General features: G+C 73.2%; 22 protein-coding genes and 3 pseudogenes. 14 read left to right on the forward strand and 11 right to left on the reverse strand.

The window, feature by feature from the left end; genetic code table 11:
* Positions 1-35: 35 nt before the first annotated feature.
* Genes ACIP5W_RS21490 through ACIP5W_RS21500 form a run of 3 tightly spaced genes read left to right on the forward strand, consistent with a single transcriptional unit; the run spans position 36 to position 1,127 of the window.
* Positions 36-293 (forward strand): acyl carrier protein, encoded by a 258-nt coding sequence (locus tag ACIP5W_RS21490; RefSeq protein WP_398104018.1) that lies wholly within the window; start codon positions 36-38, stop codon positions 291-293.
* A 1-nt stretch (position 294) separates the two neighbouring features.
* Positions 295-774 carry an SRPBCC family protein gene (locus ACIP5W_RS21495; protein ID WP_401475726.1) on the forward strand — a complete coding sequence of 160 codons (480 nt, stop codon included), beginning with the start codon at positions 295-297 and terminating at the stop codon, positions 772-774.
* 17 nt (positions 775-791) lie between these two features.
* The gene (locus ACIP5W_RS21500; protein WP_401475729.1) at positions 792-1,127 is read left to right on the forward strand and encodes a TcmI family type II polyketide cyclase; all 336 of its coding nucleotides are present in this window, start codon (positions 792-794) and stop codon (positions 1,125-1,127) included.
* 69 nt (positions 1,128-1,196) lie between these two features.
* Here the strand turns inward: ACIP5W_RS21500 and ACIP5W_RS21505 are convergent, their stop codons facing one another.
* Together ACIP5W_RS21505 and ACIP5W_RS21510 are read right to left on the reverse strand one after the other, a co-directional pair.
* Positions 1,197-2,225: a methyltransferase gene (locus ACIP5W_RS21505; protein WP_401475732.1), complete on the reverse strand. Its 1,029-nt coding sequence runs from the start codon at positions 2,223-2,225 to the stop codon at positions 1,197-1,199.
* 49 nt (positions 2,226-2,274) lie between these two features.
* Positions 2,275-3,405: a nitrous oxide reductase family maturation protein NosD gene (locus ACIP5W_RS21510; protein WP_401475735.1), complete on the reverse strand. Its 1,131-nt coding sequence runs from the start codon at positions 3,403-3,405 to the stop codon at positions 2,275-2,277.
* Between the two features lie 475 nt (positions 3,406-3,880).
* On the opposite strand from ACIP5W_RS21510, the gene ACIP5W_RS21515 reads away from it, so the two are divergent.
* From ACIP5W_RS21515 to ACIP5W_RS21535, 5 genes are all read left to right on the forward strand, one after another.
* Positions 3,881-4,498 carry a DUF6629 family protein gene (locus ACIP5W_RS21515; protein ID WP_401475738.1) on the forward strand — a complete coding sequence of 206 codons (618 nt, stop codon included), beginning with the start codon at positions 3,881-3,883 and terminating at the stop codon, positions 4,496-4,498.
* A 245-nt stretch (positions 4,499-4,743) separates the two neighbouring features.
* The gene (locus tag ACIP5W_RS21520) at positions 4,744-5,235 is read left to right on the forward strand and encodes a DUF2617 family protein (protein ID WP_401475741.1); all 492 of its coding nucleotides are present in this window, start codon (positions 4,744-4,746) and stop codon (positions 5,233-5,235) included.
* Positions 5,232-5,633: a DUF4247 domain-containing protein gene (locus ACIP5W_RS21525; RefSeq protein WP_401475744.1), complete on the forward strand. Its 402-nt coding sequence runs from the start codon at positions 5,232-5,234 to the stop codon at positions 5,631-5,633. The genes ACIP5W_RS21520 and ACIP5W_RS21525 overlap by 4 nt, the downstream gene beginning before the upstream one ends.
* Positions 5,634-5,702: 69 nt before the next feature.
* Entirely contained in the window at positions 5,703-6,143 is a 441-nt protein-coding gene (locus ACIP5W_RS21530; protein WP_401475747.1) for a DUF350 domain-containing protein, read from the forward strand.
* A gap of 11 nt (positions 6,144-6,154) precedes the next feature.
* Positions 6,155-7,756 carry a polyamine aminopropyltransferase gene (locus ACIP5W_RS21535; RefSeq protein ID WP_401475750.1) on the forward strand — a complete coding sequence of 534 codons (1,602 nt, stop codon included), beginning with the start codon at positions 6,155-6,157 and terminating at the stop codon, positions 7,754-7,756.
* A gap of 51 nt (positions 7,757-7,807) precedes the next feature.
* On the opposite strand, the gene ligA is transcribed toward ACIP5W_RS21535, so the two are convergent.
* Both ligA and ACIP5W_RS21545 read right to left on the reverse strand, forming a co-directional pair.
* Complete coding sequence (gene ligA / locus ACIP5W_RS21540) at positions 7,808-9,940, reverse strand: NAD-dependent DNA ligase LigA (protein WP_401475753.1); 2,133 nt, start codon at positions 9,938-9,940, stop codon at positions 7,808-7,810.
* A gap of 734 nt (positions 9,941-10,674) precedes the next feature.
* Positions 10,675-11,546 (reverse strand): annotated as a pseudogene (locus ACIP5W_RS21545) (pirin family protein).
* A gap of 117 nt (positions 11,547-11,663) precedes the next feature.
* Here ACIP5W_RS21545 and ACIP5W_RS21550 point away from each other — a divergent pair.
* Entirely contained in the window at positions 11,664-12,113 is a 450-nt protein-coding gene (locus tag ACIP5W_RS21550; protein ID WP_401475756.1) for a carboxymuconolactone decarboxylase family protein, read from the forward strand.
* Positions 12,114-12,361: 248 nt separating this feature from the next.
* Positions 12,362-12,937: a Dps family protein gene (locus ACIP5W_RS21555; protein ID WP_401475759.1), complete on the forward strand. Its 576-nt coding sequence runs from the start codon at positions 12,362-12,364 to the stop codon at positions 12,935-12,937.
* A 190-nt stretch (positions 12,938-13,127) separates the two neighbouring features.
* On the opposite strand, the pseudogene ACIP5W_RS21560 reads toward ACIP5W_RS21555, so the two are convergent.
* A pseudogene (locus ACIP5W_RS21560) lies at positions 13,128-13,664 on the reverse strand (erythromycin esterase family protein); the annotation flags it as partial.
* Between ACIP5W_RS21560 and ACIP5W_RS21565 the strand changes: the two are divergent.
* The 3 genes and pseudogenes from ACIP5W_RS21565 to ACIP5W_RS21575 all read left to right on the forward strand — a co-directional run.
* Positions 13,663-14,260: pseudogene (locus tag ACIP5W_RS21565) on the forward strand (MerR family transcriptional regulator); the annotation flags it as partial. The pseudogenes ACIP5W_RS21560 and ACIP5W_RS21565 sit on opposite strands and share 2 nt — an antisense overlap.
* Positions 14,261-14,358: 98 nt before the next feature.
* Entirely contained in the window at positions 14,359-14,901 is a 543-nt protein-coding gene (locus ACIP5W_RS21570) for a GNAT family N-acetyltransferase (protein WP_401475762.1), read from the forward strand.
* A 239-nt stretch (positions 14,902-15,140) separates the two neighbouring features.
* A complete protein-coding gene (locus ACIP5W_RS21575; RefSeq protein ID WP_401475765.1) occupies positions 15,141-16,370 on the forward strand; it encodes a phosphodiester glycosidase family protein in 1,230 nt (409 codons plus the stop codon).
* Positions 16,371-16,415: 45 nt separating this feature from the next.
* Here the strand turns inward: ACIP5W_RS21575 and ACIP5W_RS21580 are convergent, their stop codons facing one another.
* The 6 genes from ACIP5W_RS21580 to ACIP5W_RS21605 all read right to left on the reverse strand — a co-directional run bounded on the left by ACIP5W_RS21580 (position 16,416) and on the right by ACIP5W_RS21605 (position 21,821).
* Positions 16,416-16,610 (reverse strand): hypothetical protein, encoded by a 195-nt coding sequence (locus ACIP5W_RS21580; RefSeq protein ID WP_401475768.1) that lies wholly within the window; start codon positions 16,608-16,610, stop codon positions 16,416-16,418.
* 142 nt (positions 16,611-16,752) lie between these two features.
* The gene (locus ACIP5W_RS21585; RefSeq protein WP_401475771.1) at positions 16,753-17,613 is read right to left on the reverse strand and encodes a phosphatidylinositol-specific phospholipase C/glycerophosphodiester phosphodiesterase family protein; all 861 of its coding nucleotides are present in this window, start codon (positions 17,611-17,613) and stop codon (positions 16,753-16,755) included.
* Between the two features lie 170 nt (positions 17,614-17,783).
* The gene (locus ACIP5W_RS21590) at positions 17,784-18,893 is read right to left on the reverse strand and encodes an acyl-CoA dehydrogenase family protein (RefSeq protein WP_401475774.1); all 1,110 of its coding nucleotides are present in this window, start codon (positions 18,891-18,893) and stop codon (positions 17,784-17,786) included.
* Complete coding sequence (locus ACIP5W_RS21595) at positions 18,890-20,074, reverse strand: acyl-CoA dehydrogenase family protein (RefSeq protein ID WP_401475777.1); 1,185 nt, start codon at positions 20,072-20,074, stop codon at positions 18,890-18,892. Before ACIP5W_RS21595 ends, ACIP5W_RS21590 begins: the two co-directional genes overlap by 4 nt.
* On the reverse strand, positions 20,071-21,042 hold the full coding sequence (locus ACIP5W_RS21600; RefSeq protein ID WP_401475780.1) for an NADPH:quinone oxidoreductase family protein: 972 nt from the start codon (positions 21,040-21,042) through the stop codon (positions 20,071-20,073). The genes ACIP5W_RS21595 and ACIP5W_RS21600 overlap by 4 nt, the downstream gene beginning before the upstream one ends.
* Positions 21,043-21,170: 128 nt before the next feature.
* Positions 21,171-21,821 (reverse strand): helix-turn-helix domain-containing protein, encoded by a 651-nt coding sequence (locus ACIP5W_RS21605; RefSeq protein ID WP_401475783.1) that lies wholly within the window; start codon positions 21,819-21,821, stop codon positions 21,171-21,173.
* A 79-nt stretch (positions 21,822-21,900) separates the two neighbouring features.
* Here ACIP5W_RS21605 and ACIP5W_RS21610 point away from each other — a divergent pair, with 79 nt between their 5' ends.
* Complete coding sequence (locus ACIP5W_RS21610) at positions 21,901-22,923, forward strand: NAD(P)/FAD-dependent oxidoreductase (RefSeq protein WP_401475786.1); 1,023 nt, start codon at positions 21,901-21,903, stop codon at positions 22,921-22,923.

Genomic DNA, 22,923 nt, shown 5'->3' on the forward strand with positions numbered 1-22,923 from the left:
GTCCAGGAAGCACAGAGCAGAAGGAGAGGAACCGCATGAGTGACCGCATCACGGTCGAGGAACTGGCCGAACTGATGAAGAAGTCCGTCGGCGTCACGGTCGCCCCGGACGACCTCCAGCGGCAGTACGACGTCGGCTTCGACGCCCTCGGCATCGACTCGCTCGGGCTGCTCGGCATCGTGGGCGAGCTGGAGAACCGCTACGGCACGCCGATGCCCCAGGACGCGGAGCGCAGCAAGACGCCCCGGCAGTTCCTCGACCAGGTCAACAGTGCTCTGCCGGCGGGGGCGTGACATGTCCGGACACACCGAGAACGAGATCGTCATCGCCGCTCCGCTGGACCTGGTCTGGGACATGACCAACGACGTGGCGAACTGGCCGCAGCTGTTCAGCGAGTACGCCTCGGCCGAGATCCTGAAGCAGGAGGGCGAGAAGACCACCTTCCGGCTCACCATGCACCCCGACGAGAACGGCAAGGTGTGGAGCTGGGTCTCCGAGCGGGAGACCGACCGCCCCGCGCTCACCGTGCGGGCCCGCCGCGTCGAGACCGGACCGTTCGCCTACATGAACATCCGGTGGCGCTACGAGGAGGTGCCGCAGGGCACCCGGATGGTGTGGACCCAGGACTTCGAGATGAAGCCCGAGGCCCCCGTCGACGACGCCTGGATGACGGACAACATCAACCGGAACTCCAAGGTGCAGATGGCGCTGATCCGGGACCGCATCGAGCAGGCGGCCACGGAGCACCGGCCCGTGCCCAGCCTGGCCGACTGAACCGGACGGAGGACAGGATGACGCACCAGACCCTGATCGTCGCCCGGATGGCCCCGGGGTCCGCCCCGGACATCGCCAAGCTGTTCGCGGAGTCGGACCGCGGGGAGCTGCCGCACCTCATCGGCGTCTCGCGGCGAAGCCTCTTCCAGTTCGACGACGTGTACATGCATCTCGTCGAGGCCGAGCAGGACCCGACGCCCGCCATCTCCGAGCTGGCCGGGCACCCGGAGTTCCGGGCCATCAGTGAGCGGCTGAGCTCGTACGTCAGCGCCTACGACCCCGCCACCTGGCGTTCGCCGAAGGACGCGATGGCGCACTGCTTCTACCGCTGGGAGCGCGATTCCACGGCGTGAGACGCCGGTGACCGACGGCGGCCGGCCCCGCGCACGTCGCGGGGCCGGCCGCCGTCGGTCCGGGGGGTGTCACGCGGGCACGGTGCAGTCGAACGCGTGCAGGTAGGGGTTGACCGGCCGGATGTCGTCGATGACCAGGCCCGCCCCGGTCAGCCGGCTCACCATGCTCTCGGTGGTGTGCTTCGCGCCGCCCACGTTGAGGAGCAGCAGCAGGTCCATGGCGGTGCTGAAGCGCATCGAGGGCGAGTCGTCGACGAGGTTCTCGATGACGACGACCCGTGCGCCCGGCCCGCCCGCCGCCATGACGTTGCGCAGGGTGCGGGCGGTGCTGTCGTCGTCCCACTCCAGGATGTTCTTGATGATGTACACATCGGCCTGGACGGGGACGGCCTCGCGGCAGTCGCCGGGCACGATGCGCATCCGGTCCGCGAGCGCGCCGCCGGGACGCAGCCGCGGGTCGGCGTTCTCCACCACGCGGGGCAGGTCGAGGAGCGTGCCGTGCAGTGCCGGGTACTTCTCCAGCAGGCTCGCCACCACATGCCCCTGGCCGCCCCCGATGTCGGCGACCGAGGCGCTCCCCGACAGGTCGAGGAGCTGTGCGACCTCCCGTGCGGACTGCGCGCTGGAGGTCGTCATGGCCCGGTTGAAGACGAGGGCGGATTCGGGAGCGTCCTCGTTGAGGTAGGTGAAGAACTCCTTGCCGTACAGGTCCTCGACGACGTTGTGGCCGGTGCGCACGGCCTCGTCGAGCTTCGGCCAGGCGTCCCAGGTCCACGGCTCGGTGCACCACAGGGTGATGTAGCGCAGGCTGTGCGGATCGTCCTCGCGCAGCAGGCGGGACATCTCGGTGTGCGCGAAGGTCCCGTCGCCCTGCTCGGCGAAGACGCCGTAGCAGGAGACGGCCCGCAACAGCCTTCGCAGGGGCTTGGGTTCGGTCTTCACCGCGGCTGCGAGGTCCTCCACGGCCATGGGGCTGTCGCCGAGGACGTCGGCGACGCCCAGGCGGGCCGTGGCGCGCAGGGCGGCGGCACAGGCCGCCCCGAACGCCAGCTCCCGCAGCCGCATGGACGGTGCCGGGGCAGTTTCTGCGGTCGTCATGTGCCGCCTTTCCTTTTCGTCGTGTTCACGGGTGGTCACGGCCTGCCGGTCAGCACAGGCCGGCGGGCCTGGAGATCTGGCAGGAGTTGGCCTCGAAGGTGTTGGCCTTGGCGGTCTCCTGGTCGACGAGGTCGGCCGGGAGGTTGCCGCTCAGCTCGTTGTCGCTGATCCGGTTCCGCTCGCTGGTGGTGCCGACGAAGCTCTTGAACAGGACGACGCCGCCGGACAGCGGGGATTTCCCGGCGTTGTCCCGGATGACGTTCTGGGTCACCAGGGTGTCCTCGGTGCCGGTCATGACGATGCCGGAGCCCTGCAGGGCGTCCAGCCGCGCGGTCTTCGGGCAGGACTTGTTGTTGCGCACGATGCGGTTCGCGGCGACGGTCACCGCCCCGGCCTTGGGCTTGTTCTCGTCGCCGACGACGAACACGCCCGCGCAGTTGCCGGTGACGTGGTTCTCGGCGACGGTGAGGTTACGCAGCCGACGGACGGTGACGCCGATCCGGTTGCCCTCCAGCCGGTTGCGCTCGACGAGCGTGCCGCCGGTGTCGGTGGCACCCTGCTCGGTGGTGATCGAGTTGGCGAGGAAGAGGCCCGCGTCGCCGTTGTCCCGGGCGGTGTTGCCGCGGAACACACCGCGCACCGAGGCCTCCTGGGCGATGCCCCACACCCCGTTCTTCACCGCGGTCACCTTGCGCACCGTCAGCCTGTCGGTGTCGACGGCGTACACGCCGCTGCGGGTGAAGCCGGTGACGGTCAGGGAGGCGAGGGTGACGTCCTCGAGCTTGCGGTCCTTCGTCCCGACCACGCAGATGCCGTTGCCGGCCGCGGCGCAGGTGTCCGTGGCCTTGGCGGCGTCCTTGCCGGTGGCCCTGCCCGCGGACTTGCCGGTGGTCCGGGCGGCCGTCTTGGCGGCGGTCTTGGTGGCGGCCGGCTGGATCACCACGCCCCGGCCCATGCCGCGCAGGGTCAGTCCGGGGGTGGTCACCGTGACGCTCTCCCGGTAGGTGCCCGGGGCGATCAGCACCGTGTCACCGGGCGCGGCGGCGCCCACCGCCTTCTGGATCGACTGTCCCGGGTGGACCACATGGGTCAGGTGGCCGGCGGACGCCGGGGCGGCGCCGAGGCCCGTCCCCACGACCGCGACGGTGCACGCAAGGTACACGAGATGGTATTTCTTCATATTCCGGACAATATGCTCGACGGGTCGGTGGCCCGGCGGTATCGGCCGTACGTTGGCGTGTTGCGGGGCGGCGCGTCGCGGGCGGCGTGTCGCGGGGCGGCCGACCGCGCCCGGGCCCCGCCCGGACGCCCCTGCGGGAGCCGGGACGGCAAAACACGCCGGAGCAGGTCAGATCACGAACGGGACGTCAAAGACCGCGAGCGGGTTCACCCTGACGGACGCGCAGGCCCCACCCGGTACGAAGGTCACGCCGGGCGGCGACCTCTGCGTCGGCCCCGGCGGTGACGACGACGCCGAACTGCGGGACCACGAGGAGGAGCCGTCCGCCGACGGTCCCGCGGCCGCCGCGGGCCGGCCCGCGGCCGTCCCGGGCGTCCCGGCGCGGTCCGCCCCGTCCTCGCCGGGACGCGACGTAGCGTGGCCCGCACAACCAGGGCGTGCCGAGGCGCGCGACGGTCGACTCGATGGTGGCGTCATGTGTTGGAGTGCGACGGCCGATCTGGTGGCGGGCGCCGGGGTCACCGCCGTCGGCGTGGCCTGTGTGGCGCGGGTGCGCCGGGTGCGGGACCTGCCGCTCGCCGCGCTGCCCCTCCTGCTCGGGGCCCATCAGATCGTCGAGGCGATGGTCTGGGACGCGGGCGGTGGCGACGGACCCGCCACCGTCGCCTGGGCCGTCATCGCGCTGCCGGTGCTGGCGGTGTGGGTACCCGCGGGAGTGTGGTGCGCCGCCCCGCAGCGCACCCGGCGCGGACTCGGCTGCGTCCTCGCGGTCGGCGTCGCGACCGCCGCCGGCCTCGCGTACGGGCTGGCCGTCGGCCCCGTCACGGCCGAGATCCGGTGGCACACGATCGGCTATGCGACCGATCTGTCCCACCCCACCCTTCTCGTCGTCGGCTATCTGCTGGCCACGGTGGGTTCCCTGCTGCTGTCCGGCGACCGGCGGCTGCTGGTGCTGGGGATCTTCGTCGCCGCGGGCGCGCCGGCCTGCTGGGCGCTGTGGCGGCTGGAGTTCGTCTCCACCTGGTGCGCCTTCGCGGCGGTGTGCTCGGTGCTGCTGCTCGGCTGGGTCCGCGACCGGCCGGCCCCTCGGTGAGCACCGGCACCGGCCGCTCCGAGGACCGGGCTGCCGTCTGCTCGAACTCCACTCACCGGTAAGGAAGTTCGTCGTCCCACCGGGCGGGTGGGGCGGGGACACCGGCGGGCGCCTCGGCGAGCAGCGCCGGGACGGGGAACCGATCGTTCCTCCCCCGCACGTGAAACCCCCTGCGCCATATGTGTCATACTCGGCGCCGCTCATAGCAAGATCTGACCGGGGGGGTCCACCTGCACGCCATAGCCTTGGACGCCCCCTACCTGGACACGGACGCGGACCAGCTCTGCTTCTCGCTGGACCTGGACGAACGGCCGGCCCTCGCCGAGCACGAGACGACCGTGGGCGGGCTCGACGTCCGTCTGCGGCTGCTCGGCGCCTCGCACCAGGTCTTCGCCGGTCCCGTACGGGAGACCGTGGCGTGCCTGTTGGGGTCCGTGAAGGGCCTGCCCGGGACGTACACCCGTCAACTGCCCGGCTGGAGCTATGACTTCACGGCCGACACCCGACAGCTGGACCCCGCGGGCTTCAGCGACCGGGTGGCGGGGATCCGTCGCCGGGTCGCCGGCAACCCCGACAGCCTGTGCGGGATCTTCCCCGGGTCGCCGGAGGCGCTGACGGCCGTCGTCGTCGAGGCGGCCGACGGACCGCCCGGCGGCGGGCTGGTCTGGCGCACCTGGCACACGTATCCGCAGCACGGCCAGATCGTATCGACGTACACGCGGCTGGAGGCCCGATGAAGAGCGCCCGACTCGTCCGCGCAGCGGTGGCGGCCGTGCTGGCCGTCGCCCTGCTGGCCGCCTGCTCCTCCGACGGCGGCAACGGGGTGCCGCGCGGCTGGATACGCGACACGTACACCGAGAGCGGCGCGGACTGGGTCGTTCCGAGCAAGTCCCCGACGCAGGTGGCCGACGCCATCCACGGGCACCGCGCGGCCCTCGACCGCGCGTCCGGCGGGAGCATGGAGTTCCTGCGCTACGGCGACGACATGGTCACCGTGTCGCCGTACAGCGGCGGCAGCCTGATCGAGATCGAGGACTACCGCAACGGCTACCACCGGCACAGCACGCACCTCACCTACTGGCCGAACCCGGACAGCGCCAGCTTCCGCGGCGGCGGCCCCGGCGAAGGCAAGTGACACCGGTGGACCGGCTCCCCGCGTGACGCACCACCAGACCCCGACGACGCCGTCAAGAAAGGCAACACAGTGACCGAGATCTTCGAGTCGACGGGCCAGGCCCTGCTCTACGGAGTCGTGGGCCTCGCGGTGATGGCCGTCGGCTTCATCGCCCTCGACCTCGTCACGCCCGGCAAGCTCTTCCACGTGGTCTGGACGGACCGCAACCGCGGCGCGGCGGTGCTGCTGGGCAGTCAGTCGATCGCCGTGGGTCTGGTCATCATGGAGGCCATCCGGGCCAGCGAGTCCGAGGAGGGCCTGGGCTACGGCCTGTTGAGCACGCTCCTGTACGGCCTCGCCGGGGTGCTGGTGATGACGCTGGTCGGCATCGTGATCGGCCACCTCACGCCGGGCCAGATGGGCGCGGTCGCGCTCGACGACAGCAGCGACGGCCGTCCGCACCCGGCCGCCTGGGTCCAGGCGGGGATGTACCTCGGCACCGCCTTCATGGTCGGCGCGGCACTGTCATAGGCACCGCACCCGTGAGCACCACCGCACTTCGGGGCCGCGGCGCCGCGGCCCCCTCCCGCCCCCCGGCCGTCCGCTACACCCGGGGGGCGCGCTTCCTCCTGCTGCTCGCCGTCTTCCTCTGCGCCGCCTGCGGCCTCGTCTACGAGCTGGCGCTCACCGCACTGGGCAGCTACCTCATCGGCAACTCCGTGCTCCAGACCTCCGTGGTCATCTCCGTGATGGTCTTCGCGATGGGTCTGGGCTCGCTCGCCGCCAAACCGCTGCGCCGCCGCGCGGTCGGCGCGTTCGCCGTCGTCGAGGGGGCGCTGGCACTGGTCGGCGGGCTGTCCGTGCTCGTGCTGTACGCGGCGTTCGCCTGGCTCCAGCTGTACACCCCGGCGATGATCGTGATCACGCTGGTGGTCGGCCTCCTCATCGGGGCCGAGATCCCGCTGCTGATGACGCTGCTGCAGCGGATCCGGCGGCAGGAGGCGGGCAGCGCCGTCGCCGACATGTTCGCCGTCGACTACATCGGGGCGCTGGTGGGCGGGCTGTGCTTCCCGCTGCTGCTCCTGCCGACGTTCGGACAGCTGCGGGGCGCGCTGGTGGTCGGCGCGGTGAACGCGGTGGCCGGCGTCGTCGTGGTGCTGTTCATCTTCCGCCGGCAGACCCGGCGTTTCGTCCAGGTCGGCCTCCTCTCCGGCGTGACGGCGGTCCTGGCCGTGCTCGGTACGGCGTACGTGCTGGCGGACGACCTGGAGGTCACCGCGCGTCAGCAGATGTACCAGGACCCGATCGTGCACGCCGAGACGACGCCGTACCAGGAGATCGTCGTCACCCGCTCCACCGCCTTCACCGGCGGTGCGGACATGCGCCTCTTCCTCAACGGGGACCTCCAGTTCAGCTCCGTCGACGAGTACCGCTACCACGAGTCGCTCGTGCACCCCGTGCTGTCGCGGGGACGCGGCGAGGTGCTGATCCTGGGCGGTGGCGACGGACTCGCCCTGCGCGAGGTGCTGCGCTACGACGACGTGCGGCACGTGACGCTCGTCGAGCTCGACCCGGCGATGACGAAGCTGGCCCGTGACTTCGCACCGCTGCGCGAGCTGAACGGCGAGTCGTTCGCCGATCCCAGGGTCCAGGTGGTCAACGCCGACGCCTTCACCTGGCTGCGCGGCGCCCGGCAGCGGTACGACGCGGTCGTCATCGACTTCCCGGACCCGGACACGGCGGCGCTGGCCAAGCTGTACTCGGTGGAGTTCTACACCCTGCTCGGCCAGGTCCTCACGCCGCGGAGCCAGGTCATGGTGCAGAGCGGGTCGCCGTTCTTCGCGCCGAAGACGTTCTGGTCGATCGCGGCGACCGTGGAGGCGGCCGGGTACGCCACGACCGAGTTCCAGATCGACGTGCCGAGCTTCGGCAACTGGGGATTCGTGCTGGCCACCCGCGGCGGCACCACTCCCCCGCCGCTGCGACTGGCCCCGGACGCCCCCCGCTTGCGCTACCTGGACGACTCGGTCCTGAAGGCGGCCACGGTGTTCCCCGTCGACCGCCGCCGCGAGGACGTACGGCCGAGCACGCTGATGGAACCGACGGTGCTGGAGTACGTGCTCGACGAGTGGAAGAACTACTGATCCCGCCGGGCGGAACCGGAGCGGGGCCGGCTCCGCCCGGGGCGGTCGGGGTCAGCCGACGAGGTCGGCGACGAGGACGGCGAACTCGTCGGGGGTGGCCAGCCGCACGCCCAGGGACTCCGCCTTGGCCCGCTTGGAACCGGCGCCCTCCCCGGCGACGACCAGGCTCGTCCTCCTGGAGACGCTGGAGGAGGAGCGACCGCCGGCCCGTTCCACGAGTTCGTTCATCTCGTTGCGGCTGAGCTTCTCCAGCGGGCCGGTCATCGCGCCGGTGACCACCACCGTCATACCGGCCAGCGGCCCGCCGGCCGGCGCGGTGACGTCGGTGGCGTCAGTGGTGTCGGTGGCGTGCGCGGCGTCCGGCGTCCCGGTGCCGCCGTCGGTCTCGTCGGCCGGCGGGGCGGGCGGGGTGGCGCCGGGCTCGGTCATGTTGACGCCGGCCGCGGCGAGCTTGTCGATGAGCGGGCCGAGTTCGGCGAGTTCGGCCACGATGGACGGGGCCTTCTCGGTGCCGATGCCCTCCACCCGCTGGATCGTCTCCGCGTCGGCGGCGCGCAGCTGGTCCATGGTGGCGAAGTACCGGGCGATACGGCGGGACATGGAGCGTCCGGTGCCGCGCACGCCGAGGGCGCACAGCACCCGCGCCAGCGTCCTGCCCTTGGCCGTGGCGATGGCGGCGAGGAGGTTGTCGGTGCTGGTCCCGCCCATCCGGTCCAGGCCGAGGAGCTGCTCGCGGGTGAGGGTGAACAGGTCGGCGAGATCGGCCACCAGGCCCGCCTCGACGAGCTGCACGACGCGGGTGTGGCCGAGGCCCTCGATGTCGAGCTGGTCGCGTCCGGCGGCGTAGGCGAGGGAGGCGACCAGGTGGCAGTTGCGGCCGTTCTCGCAGCGCCAGCGCTGCTCGCTCGTGTCGATGCCCGATCCGCAGCGCGGGCACGCCCGGGGGAAGACGATCGGCTTTTCCTCACCGGTGCGCAGGTGGGCGACGGGCGCCTCGACGCGGGGGATGACGTCGCCCGCCCGGTGGACCATGACATGGTCGCCCAGGCGCAGGTCGCGGCGGGTGATGTCGGCCGGGTTGTGGAGGGTGGCGTAGGTGATGGTGGAGCCGTCGATCTCCACCGGGGCGAGGACGGCGCGGGGCGCGATGATGCCGGTGCGGCCCACGTTCCACTGCACCTCCAGCAGGCGGGTGATCTTCTCGACGGCCGGCAGCTTGTAGGCGATCGCCCAGCGCGGGGCTCTGGAGCCCGACCCGGCGGCCCGCCGGTCGGCGGCCAGGTCGGCCTTGACGACGATCCCGTCGATGCCGAAGGGCAGTTCCGGCCGCAGGGCGGCGATCTCCCGCACCCGGGCCAGGACGTCCTCCACGCTGTCCGCGGTGACGCCGGGTACGGCCGTCGTGGCCGTCGTGTTCACGCCGAGCGTCGCGGCCCGGGCCATCAGGTCGCTGTGGGCGGCCTCGACGAGGGCGGCGGCGAGGCCGGCCTCGGTGCCGGCGAGGGGCAGCAGGCCGTAGCCGAAGAAGGTCATCGGCACGGTGTAGGCGCGGTCCCTGGCGCGCAGGGTGCCGGCGGCGGCGTTGCGCGGATTGGCGAACGGCTGGCCGCCGTGCGCGGTGCGGACCTCATTGGCGTGCTCGAACTGGGCCGTCGTCATCAGGACTTCACCGCGCACCTCCAGGGTGACCGGCTCGGTCAGGCGCTCGGGCAGGCCCTCGACGGTGCCGGCGGCGTGCGTGACGTCCTCGCCCGCCGTCCCGTCGCCCCGCGTGATCAGCCGTGTCAGGCGGCCCTCGGTGTAACGGGCCGCGATCGCCAGGCCGTCCAGCTTGGGCTCGACGCTGTACCGCTCGCTCTCGTGGCCGACGCGCCGCGCCAGTGAGGCGGCCCAGGCGGTGAACTCCTCCGGCGAGAACACGTTGTCCAGGCTGAGCATCGCGACCGTGTGCGGGACGTCGCCCTCGACGGCGCCGCCGGCCACCTTTCCGGTCGGCGAGTCGGGCAGTATCTGCTCGGGGTGGACGGCCTCCCAGGCCTCGATGCCCCGCACCAGCCGGTCGTAGGTGTCGTCGTCCAGCACCGAGGTGCCCCCGGTGTGGTAGGCGGCGGACGCCTTCACGGCGTCCTCGACCGCCTGGGCGTAGGCGGCGGCGTCCACGATCTGTGCGGCAGGTGTCGTCATGCCGGTCATCCTGCCTCCCACCACTGACAACGCCCCTCGCGGCGAGGACCGCGGCGGTGCCCGCGGCTCTTCGGGGGCGTCGCCTCGGGCCGGTCCGCGGGCGGGGGAAGGGCCCGACCGCGGTGAAGCTCCCGTCCGGCCCTCGCTTCCGGCCACACTCTCCGGTCCAACCTCGGTGACCACCGACCACCCTGCGTGAAAACCGCAGCGGACCCGCGTCGGCGTCCACGACGTCTTCGGCCGGGTACTCACCGGCGACGCAGGGACCCGAGCTCGGCATCACGTGCGGGGACCGCACAGTCCGGGGACTCGCGGGCCAACGGTTGTCCGGGCCACGGCGTACACGCCAGAGACCGACGGCGCACTTACGAAACCCCGCCGCTTCGGAGCCTGGCCCGGACAGAGGCCTCGTCCGCCGCGCGGGCCTGCGCAGGACGGGTGTCGGCGCGATGAACGGCAGCCGCCCTCCGCCCACAGGCGCTCCGCTGCACCCGATGTCCAGATCGGTACGTCACCACCTCGTCGTCCATCGACGTGTGTGGCGTGGACATGGCCGTCTGCACATCCTGGCGGACGGCGTGCACAGTCCGGTCGTCGAATCGCGGACGGCTTCAGGGGTACCTGGGAGGCAGGAGCCGAAGGCCTGCGCCATGGGATCCCCACGTCGCACGGCAGGCGCGGCAGGTACGGCAGCAATCTTGGGCCCCTTGCCTCAGAACGCATGTTTCCGCAGGTCAGCGCAGCCCTCCGCGCGGCTTCAAAGGAACGTTCGGCAGCTCTGGTGCAGGCAGTGGAGCCCCGCCGTATCCGTGCACCTCGCCGAACCGGGAACCTCCCGGCCCCTGAAGCTCCGCCGTCCAGTCCTGCCGGGCCCGTGCGATGTCCTGGTGGGTCCGGCCGATGAAGTTCCACCACATGACGATCTCCTCCTCGAAGGGAGGCCCGCCGAGCAGGACCGTCCGGGCCGGGGCGTCGGAGTCGTTCCTCAGGGTCAGCCGGGTGGCGCCGGGCTCCAGGTACCCCAGTTCCGCCGGGCGCAGGGGCGTGTCGGCGAAGCGCACCTCGCCCGAGTCGACCAGCAGACCGTGCTCGAAGGCGGCGTCGACGGTCAGGGTGATCTCCGCCTCCGGGTCCAGGACGATCTCCGCGCCGAGCAGCGGGGTGAAAACGTCCGTACCGGTGAGGCGGAGCCTGCGAGGGAGCCCAGGAAGACGCGGATCACGGCGCCGTCGATGCGGACCGGGGACGGGGCGTGGTGCTGGAAGTCGCGCGCGGTGTCGCGGTGTTCACCGGGCAGGGCCACCCACAGCTGGACGCCGTGCAGGAGTGTGGTGCGCGGGGTGGAGACCTCGGAGTGGGCGATGCCGAGGCCGCCGGTCATGAGGTTCAGTTCGCCGGGGCGTACGAGGGCGTGGCTGCCGAGGCTGTCGCGGTGCTCGATCTCGCCGCTGAACAGCCAGCTCACCGTCTGGAGACCGGTGTGCGGGTGCGGGGCGACGTCCATGCCGCCGGACTCGGCGACGTCGTCGGGGCCGTAGTGGTCGGCGAAGCACCAGGCGCCGATCAGGGACCGGGTACGCTGCGGCAGCGTCCGCCGTACGGTCATCGCCCGGGGGCCGCCCAGCGGCACGTCACGCGGGGTGAGGATCTCGACCTTGCTCACTGTGCGCCACCTCTCGTCCGAGGCGTCCCAGCCTCTCTCAAGAATGTTCTATATTCAACTATGACTCGACGGATCTTCATCGACAAGCAGAGCCCCAAGGCCTACCACGCACTCGTCCAGACCGCCGAGGCAGTGCGGGCGGCCGCCGCCGAGGCGGGCCTGGAGCGCACCGTCGTGGAACTGGTCAACCTGCGCGTCTCGCAGCTCAACGGCTGCGCCTTCTGCCTCGACCTGCACACCAGGGCCGCCCTGCGCGCCGGGGAGTCGACCCGGCGGCTCGGCGTGCTGGCCGCATGGCGGGACACCGAACTGTTCAGCCCCCTGGAGCGCGCGGCCCTGGCGCTGGCGGAGGCGACGACCTTCCCGGCCGACACCGCGCTGCAGGAGGCCGCGCACGCCGACGCCCGGGAGGCTCTCACCGAGGACCAGATCTCAGCGGTGATCTGGGTGGCGGTCGCCATCAACGCCTTCAACCGGGTCTCCGTCCTGAGTGGGCACCCGGTGCGCTGACCGGACCGACGACGACCGCGTTCCACCGCCTTTCCACGCCCGCGCCCTCCCTTTCGTGGCCACGAGCGCCGTACCGGCCGCGGGTCACCGAGGCCGGTACGGACGGCGGCCCCACAGCGCGCGGCTGAGCGCACCGCACGGCGCGGTGCGCTCAGGGACGCCGGTGTGTGCGCCGACGGACAACTCACGCGTCCCCGGCCCGCCTAACGTCGGCGCGTACGTTCGGCACCGCACCGCAGGAGGCACCCATGAGCACCGAGTCGCATCCCCTGAGCAGTCAGCCGTGGCTGCACCAGAAGGGGGAGGTCATCCAGGAGTTCGGGACCGTCAAGCAGTTCCCGCTGGGTCTGACCCACGACGCGCGGATGTATTCCTGCCAGCGTCTGAACCGCATCCTCGCGGACACGCAGATCCTCTACGGCCTCTACAAGAAGCACCACTGGCTGCTGCGCGGTGCGACCTTCTACCAGCTGCATCTGCTGCTGGACAAGCACGCGGACGAACAACTGGCCCTCGTCGACACCCTCGCCGAACGGGTGCAGACCCTGGGCGGGGTCGCGGTGGGCGACACCCGGCACGTCGCGGAGATCACCTCGATCCCCCGTCCTCCGGACGGCGTGGAGGAGGTCCCCGCGATGCTGTCGCGGCTGCTGGCGGCTCACGAGACGATTCTGACCGACGCCCACGACGCGGCCTCCCGCACCGCCGAACTGGGCGACGACGGCACCAACGACCTCCTGGTCTCCCAGGTGGTCCGCACCGGCGAACTCCAGGCCTGGTTCCTGGCCGAGCACCTGGTGGACACGCCTCTCGTGCGTTCCTGAAACCCGGCCGCGGGCTCCGGCTGGTGCTGTGGCCGGAAAGGTTTGCCGGAAAGCTCGCGGCGTCCGGTGCGGTGCATCGCAGGGCGGAGCATTGCCCGCGTACTGGGTGCACTCGGGTGATGCGACAACGCGGCGAGGTACCGTGCCGGGCGTCACGAGCCGGTGAACCTTTCCGGTCACAGCACCAGCGGCGCGGGACGTCCTTGACGAACACGATCCCGTCGCTGTCCGCCAGGTGGGCGGGGTCGAGGGGGGAGCAGCCGAACCAGGAGGACACGCGAGGCGCGGGCCGCGTGCCGGCCAGGGCGGCCACCAGCCGGGCGGCGTCGACGAGGCAGCGGTCCTCCGGGAGGGCGTACAGGAGTCCTTCGACGGTGTCCGGGGGCGGGGTGTCCACCCCCTGGTGCCGGATCGTGCCGAGGGCCGTGGGCAGGGAGGCGTACTCCTCGCCGAGCCGGGCGCCCACCAGCGCACCGGCGCTCCACCACTCCAGCGGCTGCCCGTCCATGCGCATGGTGCTGCTCTCCCGCTGGAGGTGGCCGTTGTGGGCGTGGACCAGCACCGGGCCCCGTTCGGCGAGGGCGAGGAGGTTGTCGGCCATCATCAGGTCCCGCACGCCCACCATCCGGGTCATGCGGGCCGGCGAGGTGTCGGCCATCCAGAAGTGGTAGCGCAACAGGCCGGTCGCCGTACGGCCGCACAGGCGGGCGCGGTCCCGCTCCTCCGGCGGCCACCGCACCTACACGCCGCTCCACGCGCGGGCGTTGAGCGCGTTCCTTGCCCTGGTGCCCGGCCACGGCCACCGGACGGCGGCGTCGATCATGCGGGCGGTGAACCAGGGCGCGGCCGACGAGGCGTTCCGCCTCGTCGACGAGAGCCACGCCGAGCTCCTCGAGGACCGGCGGACGCTCGGCGCCGTGGAGAAAGCCCTCCGCGACCTGGATCCCGGCACCCCGCCGTCCGGGCCGTCCGGCGCCGGCGGCACGTTCATCGGGCCGCCGGCGGGCCGGCTCGGCATCCGTTCCGCCACCCTCCGCAAGTGGGAGCGCGCGGGACCGGTGAGCCCCCGCCGCGACCCGCGGACCGGGTACCGCGTCTGCGACGAGGCCGACGTGCGCGACGCGCGGCTGGCCCACCAGCTCCGCCGCGGTGGCTACCCGCTGGAGCGGATCGCCCCGCTGATCGCCCAGGTGCGGTCGGCCGGCGGACTCGAGCCGCTGGAGGCCGCCGGCCGACTGGCGCGCCCGGCTGTCCGCGCGCGGCCGGGCCATGGCGGCCGGGGCAGCCGAACCGGAGGCGTACCTCCGCGCGCGGATGAGCTGACGAGCGGATGACATGACGAGACGTCAGCAGCGGCCCGCCCCCCCCCCGTCACCCGTGATCACGTGCCCCGTGACGTGTCGACGTGCTTGCATACGGCGGTGATCCCCGACCCCGTCGAAACCCCGGCCCTCTCCGTCCGGCCCCGGACGCCGGCCGACCTGGACGACTGCGTGAGCGCGCTGGCACTGGTGCACGCGCACAGCCGGTACCCGGTCAACTGGCCCGCCGAGCCCGCCGCCTGGCTCACCCCCGCCACGCTCCTGGCCGCCTGGGTGGCCGAGCACGACGGACGGACCGTCGGGCACATCGCGCTGTGCCGGGGCGACGACGGCGATCCGGCAACGGCGTTGTGGGCGGCGCACGGGAACGGGGTGCCGGCGGTCGGTGTGAACCGGCTGTTCGTGGCGCCCGAGGCGCGCGGACTCGGCGCGGGAGCGGCCCTGATGGAACGGGCCGTCGGGGAGGCGCGCTCCCGCGGCCTGCACCCCGTGCTCGACGTGGTGGCCACCGACCCGGCGGCGGCCTTCTACGCCCGGCTCGGCTGGCGGGACCTCGGCCGCGTGGACCAGAGGTGGGGCCCTGACCAGGTGGTTCCCCTGCGCTGTTACGCGGCGCCGGCGCCCGTGGAACGGGCCGGCTGAAGCCCACCACTCCCCCTCGGGGCCGTCACCCCGGACATCGCCCCGGGACCGGGCCGCGCCGCATCGCAGAGGTGACGACGGCGTGCGGCACGGAACGCCCGCACCACCCGCGCCCGGGCAGGGGGACGGCGCCCGGACCCGCTCCTCGTGTCACCCGTCCGAGCCGTTCACGTCCGTGCTGCCGCGGCAACACCCCGTCCTCATGAGAAGGTTGCCGCCCACACGAGGCAGGAGGTCGGGTGACATCCAGTCAGAACGGGTCCCGCGCGCGCAGAACCGCGCTGACGCTCCTGACGGCACTCGGCACGCTGGCCGGTGCCGCACTGACGGGGGCGGCACCGGCCGGCGCGGCGACGGGGACCACCATCGCGGCCGGCGTGGTGTACCGGCAGTACGACCTCGAGGCGGCAGCCGGCGTGACGCACGTGCACGTGCTCGGCGTCGACCTGACCGACACCCGTGTGAGCCTGGGCCTGCTGCACCCGGGGAAGGTCGCGGCCCGCGCCACCGTCTCCCGGCAGGCCACCGCCCAGAAGGCCGTCGCCGGCATCAACGGGGACTTCTTCCACATCACCGAGACGCAGCATCCGGGCGTCGCCGCGACCGGCGCGAGCGTGGGCCCCGCCGTCGCGAACGGCAGGGTGCTCAAGGCCGCCGTGCCGAGGGGACAGCGGTTCGGCCCCGCGCTGCCGCCCGGCACGGACACCGACGACGTGCTCGGCGTGAGCGGCGACGGACGGGCCCGGCTGGACCGCCTGACGCTCGACGGCACGCTCGTCGCGCCCGGCCGGCGGTGGCCGCTGGGCGGCCTCAACCAGTACGCGCTGCCGGAGGACTCCATCGGCGCCTACACCTCCGACTGGGGCAGCGCCTCCCGGGTGCGGGCCGCCTGCGGCACCGACACCGACCGGGCCGCGCCGTGCGGCACCGACACCTACGAGGTGACGGTGCGGCAGGGCCGGGTGGTGTCCGCCTCGGCCACGCCGGGCGGCGGCGCCATCGCGGCGGGCACGACGGTGCTCGTCGGCCGGGAGACGGGCGCGGAGCGTCTCAGGACGCTGGTCGCGGGACAGCGGGTGGCGGTGCGGTACGGTCTCGCGGCCGCCTCGCGGCGCGCCTACCGCTTCGCCCTCGGCGGTTACCCGGTGCTCACCGGCGGGCGGCCGTCGGCGGGCCTGGACACGCGGACCTCGGCGGTCCGCACCGCGGTGGGCATCGCGGACGGCGGGCGGCGGGTGCTGCTGTTCGCGGTCGACGGTGCGCCGGCGTACCGCGGGGGCCTGACGATCGCCGAGGTGGCGGCCGCCCTCAGGAGCCTCGGGGCGACCGAGGGTTTCAGCCTGGACGGCGGCGGTTCCTCGACCCTGGTGGCGCGGGAGCCGGGGGCGGCCAAGGTGTCGGTGCGCAACCACCCCTCGGCCGGGGCGGAGCGTCCCGTGCCGAACGGCATCGGGGTGTTCACCCGGTGAACCGGCCCGCGTGAGGGCCGGTTCGGCCGGTGCGCGCACATGCCCTCACGGCCGGATGCCGCCGATGATGTCGGCGGTCGCCGTGAGGCCGCTGTGGATGGTGGGGGCCATGCTGGTGCCGGCCAGGAAGAAGCCGAGCAGCAGGCAGACCAGCCCGTGCGAGACCTTCAGTCCGCCGTTGCGCAGGAAGATCACCGCCAGGATCAGCAACAACACCACCACGGAAAGGGAAACGACCACACCGACCTCCTCCACTACGTCCGCTTTCGCGGCATTCGGCCGCAAGTGTGGCGTAGCGGAGGGTTCGTCCGTGCGGCTGACCTGTCCGCCGAACGAGTGGTTCACGGGGCGGCCGGGCGACCGGCCGGCCAGCCGTGCGGGGTCACGCCTTCCCGCGGGCGTCGAGGAAGGCTTCCAGGCCGGCCAGGTCGTCGGTGTTCAGGTAGTCGACGCCGGCGTCGAGCAGTTCGCCCCACAGCGCCTGCCGTGCGGGTCCCGCCAGGTCCGGCGTCGCCCAGAAGCGCACCTTCTGCCCGCGGTCGTGCGCGGCCCGGACGAGGGCGCGCAGCTTGCGCCGCTCCGCGTCGGGGAAGGCGCCGACACCGAGCCAGGTGAAGTGGAGCGTCCAGTTGTCGCTGATCAGGGAGGCGAAGGAGGCGTCGGTGCCGCCCAGGTCGGCGAGGCGGCCGTCGTAGAAGGCGCGGCGCACCGTCTGTGCCGCCATCGGTGCCCGGGCCGCGCGGTCGCCCGAGACGACGGCGGTGACCGGGCCGCGCCGCACCCGGCCGTGGTCGTAGGTGGTGAACAGCTTTCCGTAACGGCGCAGTCGGCGGTCGAGTTCGAGGTATGCCGACGCGCCCTCGGTCTTGATGTCGACGAGCAGTTGCAGGGGGGTGCGCGAGCCGCGGTGGACAGAGCCGTGGTTGGCCTCCACGCGGGCGGCGAGCGGGGCGAGGTAGAGGGATTCGAGCGTGCGGCCCGGGTCGAGGTCCACCGGGTCGTGGGCGACGAGCAGTTGGCCGTCGACGAGGAAGACGTCGGCCTCGACGCTGCCGAAGCGGTGGTCGAGGGCGTCGAGCAGGGGCCGTGGGTGCTCGTAGTCGTTGTGCGCGTGGGCGTGCCACAACGGGCTTGGCCGGTGCCGCTGTTCGGCGGCGAAGGCGCTGCCGGCGGGCGGCGCCAGCACTGCCGTGAGGGCGGCGCCGAACGTGGTGAGGGCTCCGCGGCGGGTGATGAGGGCCATGCTCTGCCTCCCTGTGGGACGGTCCGGACCACAGGGAGTATGGGCCCGGCCGGGCCGCAATGAACCTGCACCTGGCAGGAGTTGGCCGGACCGCCGTCGGGTGTTCACCCCTTCCGCACGAGCGCACGAAGAAGCCCGCCCCGGGTGGGGCGGGCTTCACCGAGGGACCGTCAGGGGGTGGGCAGGTCGACGAGTTCGGCCAGGGCGGCGCGGTGGGCGCCCGCCGTGCCGTAGGCGATCGAGTCGGCCTTCGCGCGCTTCAGGCGGAGATGGGCCGGGTGTTCCCACGTCATCCCGATGCCGCCGTGCAACTGGACCGCCTCCTCGGCGGCACGGACGGCGACGGACGCCGCGTACGCCTGCGCCACGGCGACGGCCACCTCGGCGTCCTCGCCGGTCGCCAGGGCGTCCGCCGCGCCCCGGGCCGCGGCCCGCAGATTGACGACCTCCAGCCACAGCTGGGCGAGCCGGTGCTTGAGCGCCTGGAAGCCGCCGACGGGCCGGTTGAACTGCCTGCGGTCCTTGAGGTGGCGCACCGTCTCGCTCAGCGCCCAATCGGCGACCCCGAGCTGCTCGGACGCCAGCAGCCCGGCACCGGCGCGCAGGGCCCGCCGCACGGCGGGGGCGGCGTCCCCGAGCCGACGGCCGGAGGCCCCGGCGAGGGTGACCGTGGCGAGCGGGCGGGTCAGGTCGAGGGACACCTGGGGGGTGACGGTGACGGCGGCGGCGTCGACCGCGTACAGCCCGCCGTCGTCCGCGGGGACGAGCAGCAGGTCGGCACAGGCGGCGTCGGCGATGCCCGTCAACTCCCCGTGCAGGGCGCCGTTCTCCAGCCGTACGGCCGGGAAGGCGGCGCCCGGTGCGGTGTGCAGCCCGACGGCGAGCACCGCGACCGTGGTGGCCTGCGACAGCCGGCCGAGCAGGTCGGCGGTGACGGGGGTGCCCCCGCTCGGGCGAAGCCGGGAGTGGGGGAAGGCGAGCAGCGCCTCGGTGGCGACGACCGCGCTCGTGAGGTACGGGACGGGGGCGACGGCGCGCCCCAGTTCCTCCAGGACGACGGCGGCCTCCCGGTGGGTGGCGCCCTGGCCGCCCAGTTCCTCGGGCACCAGCAGCCCCGCGAGACCCATCGTGCCGGCGAGCGCCTTCCACAGCCGGAGGTCGTGCGGGGCGTCCGACTCGGTGCGGGCGATCACGCCGGCCGCGTCGCAGTGGTCGCCGAGCAGATCGCGGACCGCGGCGCGCAGCGCCTCCTCCTCCTCGGTGTAGAGCAGATCCGTCATCGTGCGAGGTCCTTCCAGGCGACGTCCTTGTCGGTGCGCGGCTCGGTGGGCAGGCCCAGGACGCGCTCGGCGACGATGTTCAGCAGGACCTCGGTGGTCCCGCCCTCGATGCTGTTGCCCTTGGAGCGGAGGTAGCGGTAGCCCGCCCCGCGGCCGGTGAAGTCGACGTGTTCGGGCCGGCGCATGGTCCAGTCGTCGTACAACAGGCCCTCTTCACCGAGGAGTTCCACCTCCAGGCCGCTGATCTCCTGGTTGAGGCGGGCGAAGGCGAGCTTCATCCCGGCGCCCTCGGGGCCGGGCTGGCCGGCGACGAGCTGCTGGCGCAGCCGCTCGGCGGTGAGCCGGGAGACCTCGGCCTCCACCCACAGCTTCAGCAGCCGCTGGTGCAGGTCGTGGGTGCGCAGTTCGGGGCGCTCGCGCCAGGTCCTGGCGGCGGGCCCGATCATGCCGCCCTCGCGGGGCAGCCGCATGCCGCCGATCGCGACCCGCTCGTTGTTCAGCGTGGTCTGCGCGACCCGCCAGCCGTCGCCGACCTCGCCGAGGCGGTGGGCGTCGGGGATGCGGACGCCGGTGAGGAAGACCTCGTTGAACTCGGCCTCGCCGGTGATCTGCCGCAGCGGCCGGACCTCGACGCCGGGGTCGGTCATGTCGCACACGAAGTACGTGATGCCGCGGTGCTTGGGCACGTCCGGGTCGGTGCGGGCGATGAGGATGGCCCAGCGGGCGACATGGGCGCTGGACGTCCACACCTTCTGCCCGTCGACGACCCAGTCTCCCCCGCTCTCGCGGACGGCCCGGGTACCGAGGGCGGCCAGGTCGGAGCCGGCGCCGGGCTCGCTGAACAGCTGGCACCAGACCTCCTCGCCGGTCCACAGGGGCCGCAGGAAGCGCCGCTTCTGCTCCTCGGTGCCGTACTGGAGGATCGTCGGCGCGGCCATGCCGAGGCCGATGCCGATGCGCCGCGGGTCGTTGTCGGGGGCGCCCGCGGCCTCCAGTTCGGCGTCCACGACGGCCTGGAGGGAGCGCGGGGCACCGAGTCCGCCGAGTCCCTCGGGGTAGTGCACCCAGGCGAGACCGGCGTCGAAGCGGGCCTTGAGGAAGTCGAGCCGGTCGGTGCCGGCCGGGGGGTGCGCGGCCAGCAGTTCGGCTGTGCGGCGCCTGAGTTCGGCTGCGTCGGTCATACGGCGGCTCCGTTCTGCGGGACGACGGCGACCCGGCCGGTGGTGACACCGTCGGCGACCCGCTGGACGGCGGCGGCGGCCTCCTCCAGCGGCACGCGCTCGCTCACCAGCGGCTTGATCGCGCCACGGGCGGCCAGGTCGGTGAGCTGCTCGTGGCAGTGCTGGACCAGCTTCGGGTTCTTGGTGTTGTACAGGCCCCAGTGCAGGCCGAGGATCGCGTAGTTCTTCACCAGCGCGTGGTTGAGCGAGGGGCCGGGAATCGTCCCGCTCGCGAAGCCCACGACCACGATCCGGCCCTCGAAGGCGACGACCTTGGCGGACTGGGCGTAGGCCTCGCCGCCGACCGGGTCGTAGACGACGTCGGCGCCCCGGCCGCCGGTGGCCTCCTTGACGGCGGCGATCACGTCCTCGGCGCGCCGGTCGATCACCACGTCGCAGCCCAGCTCGCGGGCGACGGCCGCCTTGTCGGGTCCGCCGACGACCCCGATGACGGTGGCGCCGGCCGCCTTGCCGAGCTGTACGGCCGCGCTGCCGACCCCGCCCGCCGCGGCGTGCACGAGGAGCGTCTCACCGGCCTGGAGGCCGGCCCGGCGGTGCAGGCCGAACCAGCCGGTCTGGTAGCCGATGTGCAGCGCGGCGGCCTCCGCGTCGTCCAGCGAGTCCGGCGCGGGCAGCAGGGCGGCGGCGTCCGCGACGGCGTACTCGGCGAAGCCGCCGTGCGGCGGCGCGGGGTTGGCGAGGACGCGGCGGCCGTCCTCGGTCTCGCCGCAGATCTCCACGCCCGGGGTGAACGGCAGCGGCGGCCTGACCTGGTAGTGGCCGCGGGCCATCAGCACGTCGGGGAAGTTGATGTTCGCGGCGCGCACCCTGAGCAGGACCTGGCCGTCGCCGGGCGTGGGCCGCTCGATGTCCGCGAGCCGCATCACCTCGCTCGGCTCGCCGTTCTCGTGCACCTGCCATGCCTGCATGCGGAGCCTCCACGGGACTGCGTCGTCTGACCGGGTTCGATCGCATACTAAGCGGTCGCTTGCCGATCAGGGAACAGCTGGCGGGCGACAGCGCGCGGGAGGCGCCGCGCGCGGGGGGCCTCCTGGCGTCACGCTCCCTTGGCCCGCGCCCGTACGTGCATCCGCTCCCCCTGCGGCCCGAAGAGGCTGAGGAACTCCACCGGCCCCTCCCCCGTCGACCCGAACCAGTGCGGCACGCGCGTGTCGAACTCGGCGGCCTCCCCCGCCGACAGCACCACGTCGTGCTCGCCCAGCACCAGCCGCAGCCGCCCGGACAGCACGTACAGCCACTCGTACCCCTCGTGCGTACGGGGGTCCGGGTCGAGCCTGCGCTGCGGTTCCAGCACCTTGAACGCCTGGAGGCCGCCGGGCTGACGGGTCAGCGGCCAGTGGGTGCGGCCGTAGCGGACGATCGGCTGCGCCCGCACCCGCGGGTCACGCACCGCCGGGGCGCCGACCAGTTCGTCCAGCGCCACCTCGTGGGCCCGCGCGATCGGCAGCAGCAGTTCCAGGCTGGGTTTGCGCAGCCCCGACTCCAGCCGGGACAGCGTGCTCACCGAGATGCCCGTCGCCTCGGACAGCCCCGCCAGCGTCGCGCCCCGCTCCTTGCGGATCCGCCGCAGCCGCGGCCCGACCTCGGCGAGCACCGCGTCGACGCCCTCGCCACCCGCCCCGGCGCCGCCGCCGTCCCTGTCGCCGTCTCTGCCGCCGTCCCTGCCGTCATCTCTGTCGTCGCTCATGAGGCCATTGCAGTTTCGGCAAACTTGTTTGTCAATACGGCAGCAGTGGCGCGACGGTCGGCAGTGGAGGTGGTCACACATGACCGAGCACATCACGAACACCGGGCACACCGAGCACACCGGGCACACCGCGAGCCCCGGGAACACCCCGGGAAGCACCGACGCCTACGAAGTGGTCGTCATCGGCGGCGGCGCGGCGGGGCTGTCCGCCGCCCTGGTCCTGGGCCGGGCCCGGCGCCGCACCCTGGTCGTGGACGCGGGCGAGCCGCGCAACGCGCCCGCCGCGCACATGCAGGGCTACCTGTCGCGGGACGGGATGTCCCCGGCCGAGTTCCTGGCGATCGGACGCGAGGAGATCGCCCGGTACGGCGTGGAGCTGGTCCGGGACCGGGCGGTGGACGCCACGCGGGAGGGGGACTTCGCCGTGACGCTGGCGGGCGGACGGACCGTACGGGCCCGGCAGCTCGTCGTCGCCACCGGCCTGAAGGACGAGCTGCCGTCGGTCGAGGGCCTCGCCGGGCGGTTCGGGCGGGACGTGCTGCACTGCCCGTACTGCCACGGCTGGGAGGTCCGCGACCAGGCCTTCGGCGTGCTCGCCACCAGCCCGATGAGCGTGCACCAGGCGCTGATCGTGACCCAGTGGTCGAAGGACGTGAAGCTGTTCCTGCACACCGTCGGCGAGGCGGAACTGTCCGACGAGGACCTGCGGCGGCTCGCCGCGGCCGGTGTGGACGTCGTCCCCGGCGAGGTGGCCGGGCTGGTCGTCGAGGACGACCGGCTCACCGGGGTCCGCCTGGCCGGGGACGACGTCACCGGGGCAGGGACCGTGCACGCCCGCGAGGCGCTGTTCGTCGCCCCCAGGGCGGTCCCGCGGACCGGCCTGCTGGCCCGGCTCGGCGCCGAGATGACCGAGACGCCGTTCGGCCGCTACCCCGTGGTCGACGGCCGGGGCCTGACCACCGTGCCGGGCCTGTGGGCGGCGGGCAACGCCTCCGGCTTCGCCGAGCAGGTCGTCAACGCGGCGAGCCGCGGCTACCGGGCGGGCGCCGCGATCAACGGGGAGCTGCTGATGGGCGATCTCGACGCCGCCGTCCGGGTGTAG

Source organism: Streptomyces sp. NPDC088766, from assembly GCF_044750845.1.
In the GTDB taxonomy this organism is placed as follows: domain Bacteria; phylum Actinomycetota; class Actinomycetes; order Streptomycetales; family Streptomycetaceae; genus Streptomyces.

Excerpts from the sequence above, each read along its gene's own strand:
- ACIP5W_RS21490 (WP_398104018.1), top strand. The coding sequence starts at position 36 with ATGAGTGACCGCATCACGGTCGAGGAACTGGCCGAACTGATGAAGAAG.
- ACIP5W_RS21495 (WP_401475726.1), top strand. The coding sequence starts at position 295 with ATGTCCGGACACACCGAGAACGAGATCGTCATCGCCGCTCCGCTGGAC.
- ACIP5W_RS21500 (WP_401475729.1), top strand. The coding sequence starts at position 792 with ATGACGCACCAGACCCTGATCGTCGCCCGGATGGCCCCGGGGTCCGCC.
- ACIP5W_RS21505 (WP_401475732.1), bottom strand. The coding sequence starts at position 2,225 with ATGACGACCGCAGAAACTGCCCCGGCACCGTCCATGCGGCTGCGGGAG.
- ACIP5W_RS21510 (WP_401475735.1), bottom strand. The coding sequence starts at position 3,405 with ATGAAGAAATACCATCTCGTGTACCTTGCGTGCACCGTCGCGGTCGTG.
- ACIP5W_RS21515 (WP_401475738.1), top strand. The coding sequence starts at position 3,881 with ATGTGTTGGAGTGCGACGGCCGATCTGGTGGCGGGCGCCGGGGTCACC.
- ACIP5W_RS21525 (WP_401475744.1), top strand. The coding sequence starts at position 5,232 with ATGAAGAGCGCCCGACTCGTCCGCGCAGCGGTGGCGGCCGTGCTGGCC.
- ligA (WP_401475753.1), bottom strand. The coding sequence starts at position 9,940 with ATGACGACACCTGCCGCACAGATCGTGGACGCCGCCGCCTACGCCCAG.
- ACIP5W_RS21550 (WP_401475756.1), top strand. The coding sequence starts at position 11,664 with ATGACTCGACGGATCTTCATCGACAAGCAGAGCCCCAAGGCCTACCAC.
- ACIP5W_RS21555 (WP_401475759.1), top strand. The coding sequence starts at position 12,362 with ATGAGCACCGAGTCGCATCCCCTGAGCAGTCAGCCGTGGCTGCACCAG.
- ACIP5W_RS21585 (WP_401475771.1), bottom strand. The coding sequence starts at position 17,613 with ATGGCCCTCATCACCCGCCGCGGAGCCCTCACCACGTTCGGCGCCGCC.
- ACIP5W_RS21590 (WP_401475774.1), bottom strand. The coding sequence starts at position 18,893 with ATGACGGATCTGCTCTACACCGAGGAGGAGGAGGCGCTGCGCGCCGCG.
- ACIP5W_RS21595 (WP_401475777.1), bottom strand. The coding sequence starts at position 20,074 with ATGACCGACGCAGCCGAACTCAGGCGCCGCACAGCCGAACTGCTGGCC.
- ACIP5W_RS21600 (WP_401475780.1), bottom strand. The coding sequence starts at position 21,042 with ATGCAGGCATGGCAGGTGCACGAGAACGGCGAGCCGAGCGAGGTGATG.
- ACIP5W_RS21605 (WP_401475783.1), bottom strand. The coding sequence starts at position 21,821 with ATGAGCGACGACAGAGATGACGGCAGGGACGGCGGCAGAGACGGCGAC.
- ACIP5W_RS21610 (WP_401475786.1), top strand. The coding sequence starts at position 21,901 with ATGACCGAGCACATCACGAACACCGGGCACACCGAGCACACCGGGCAC.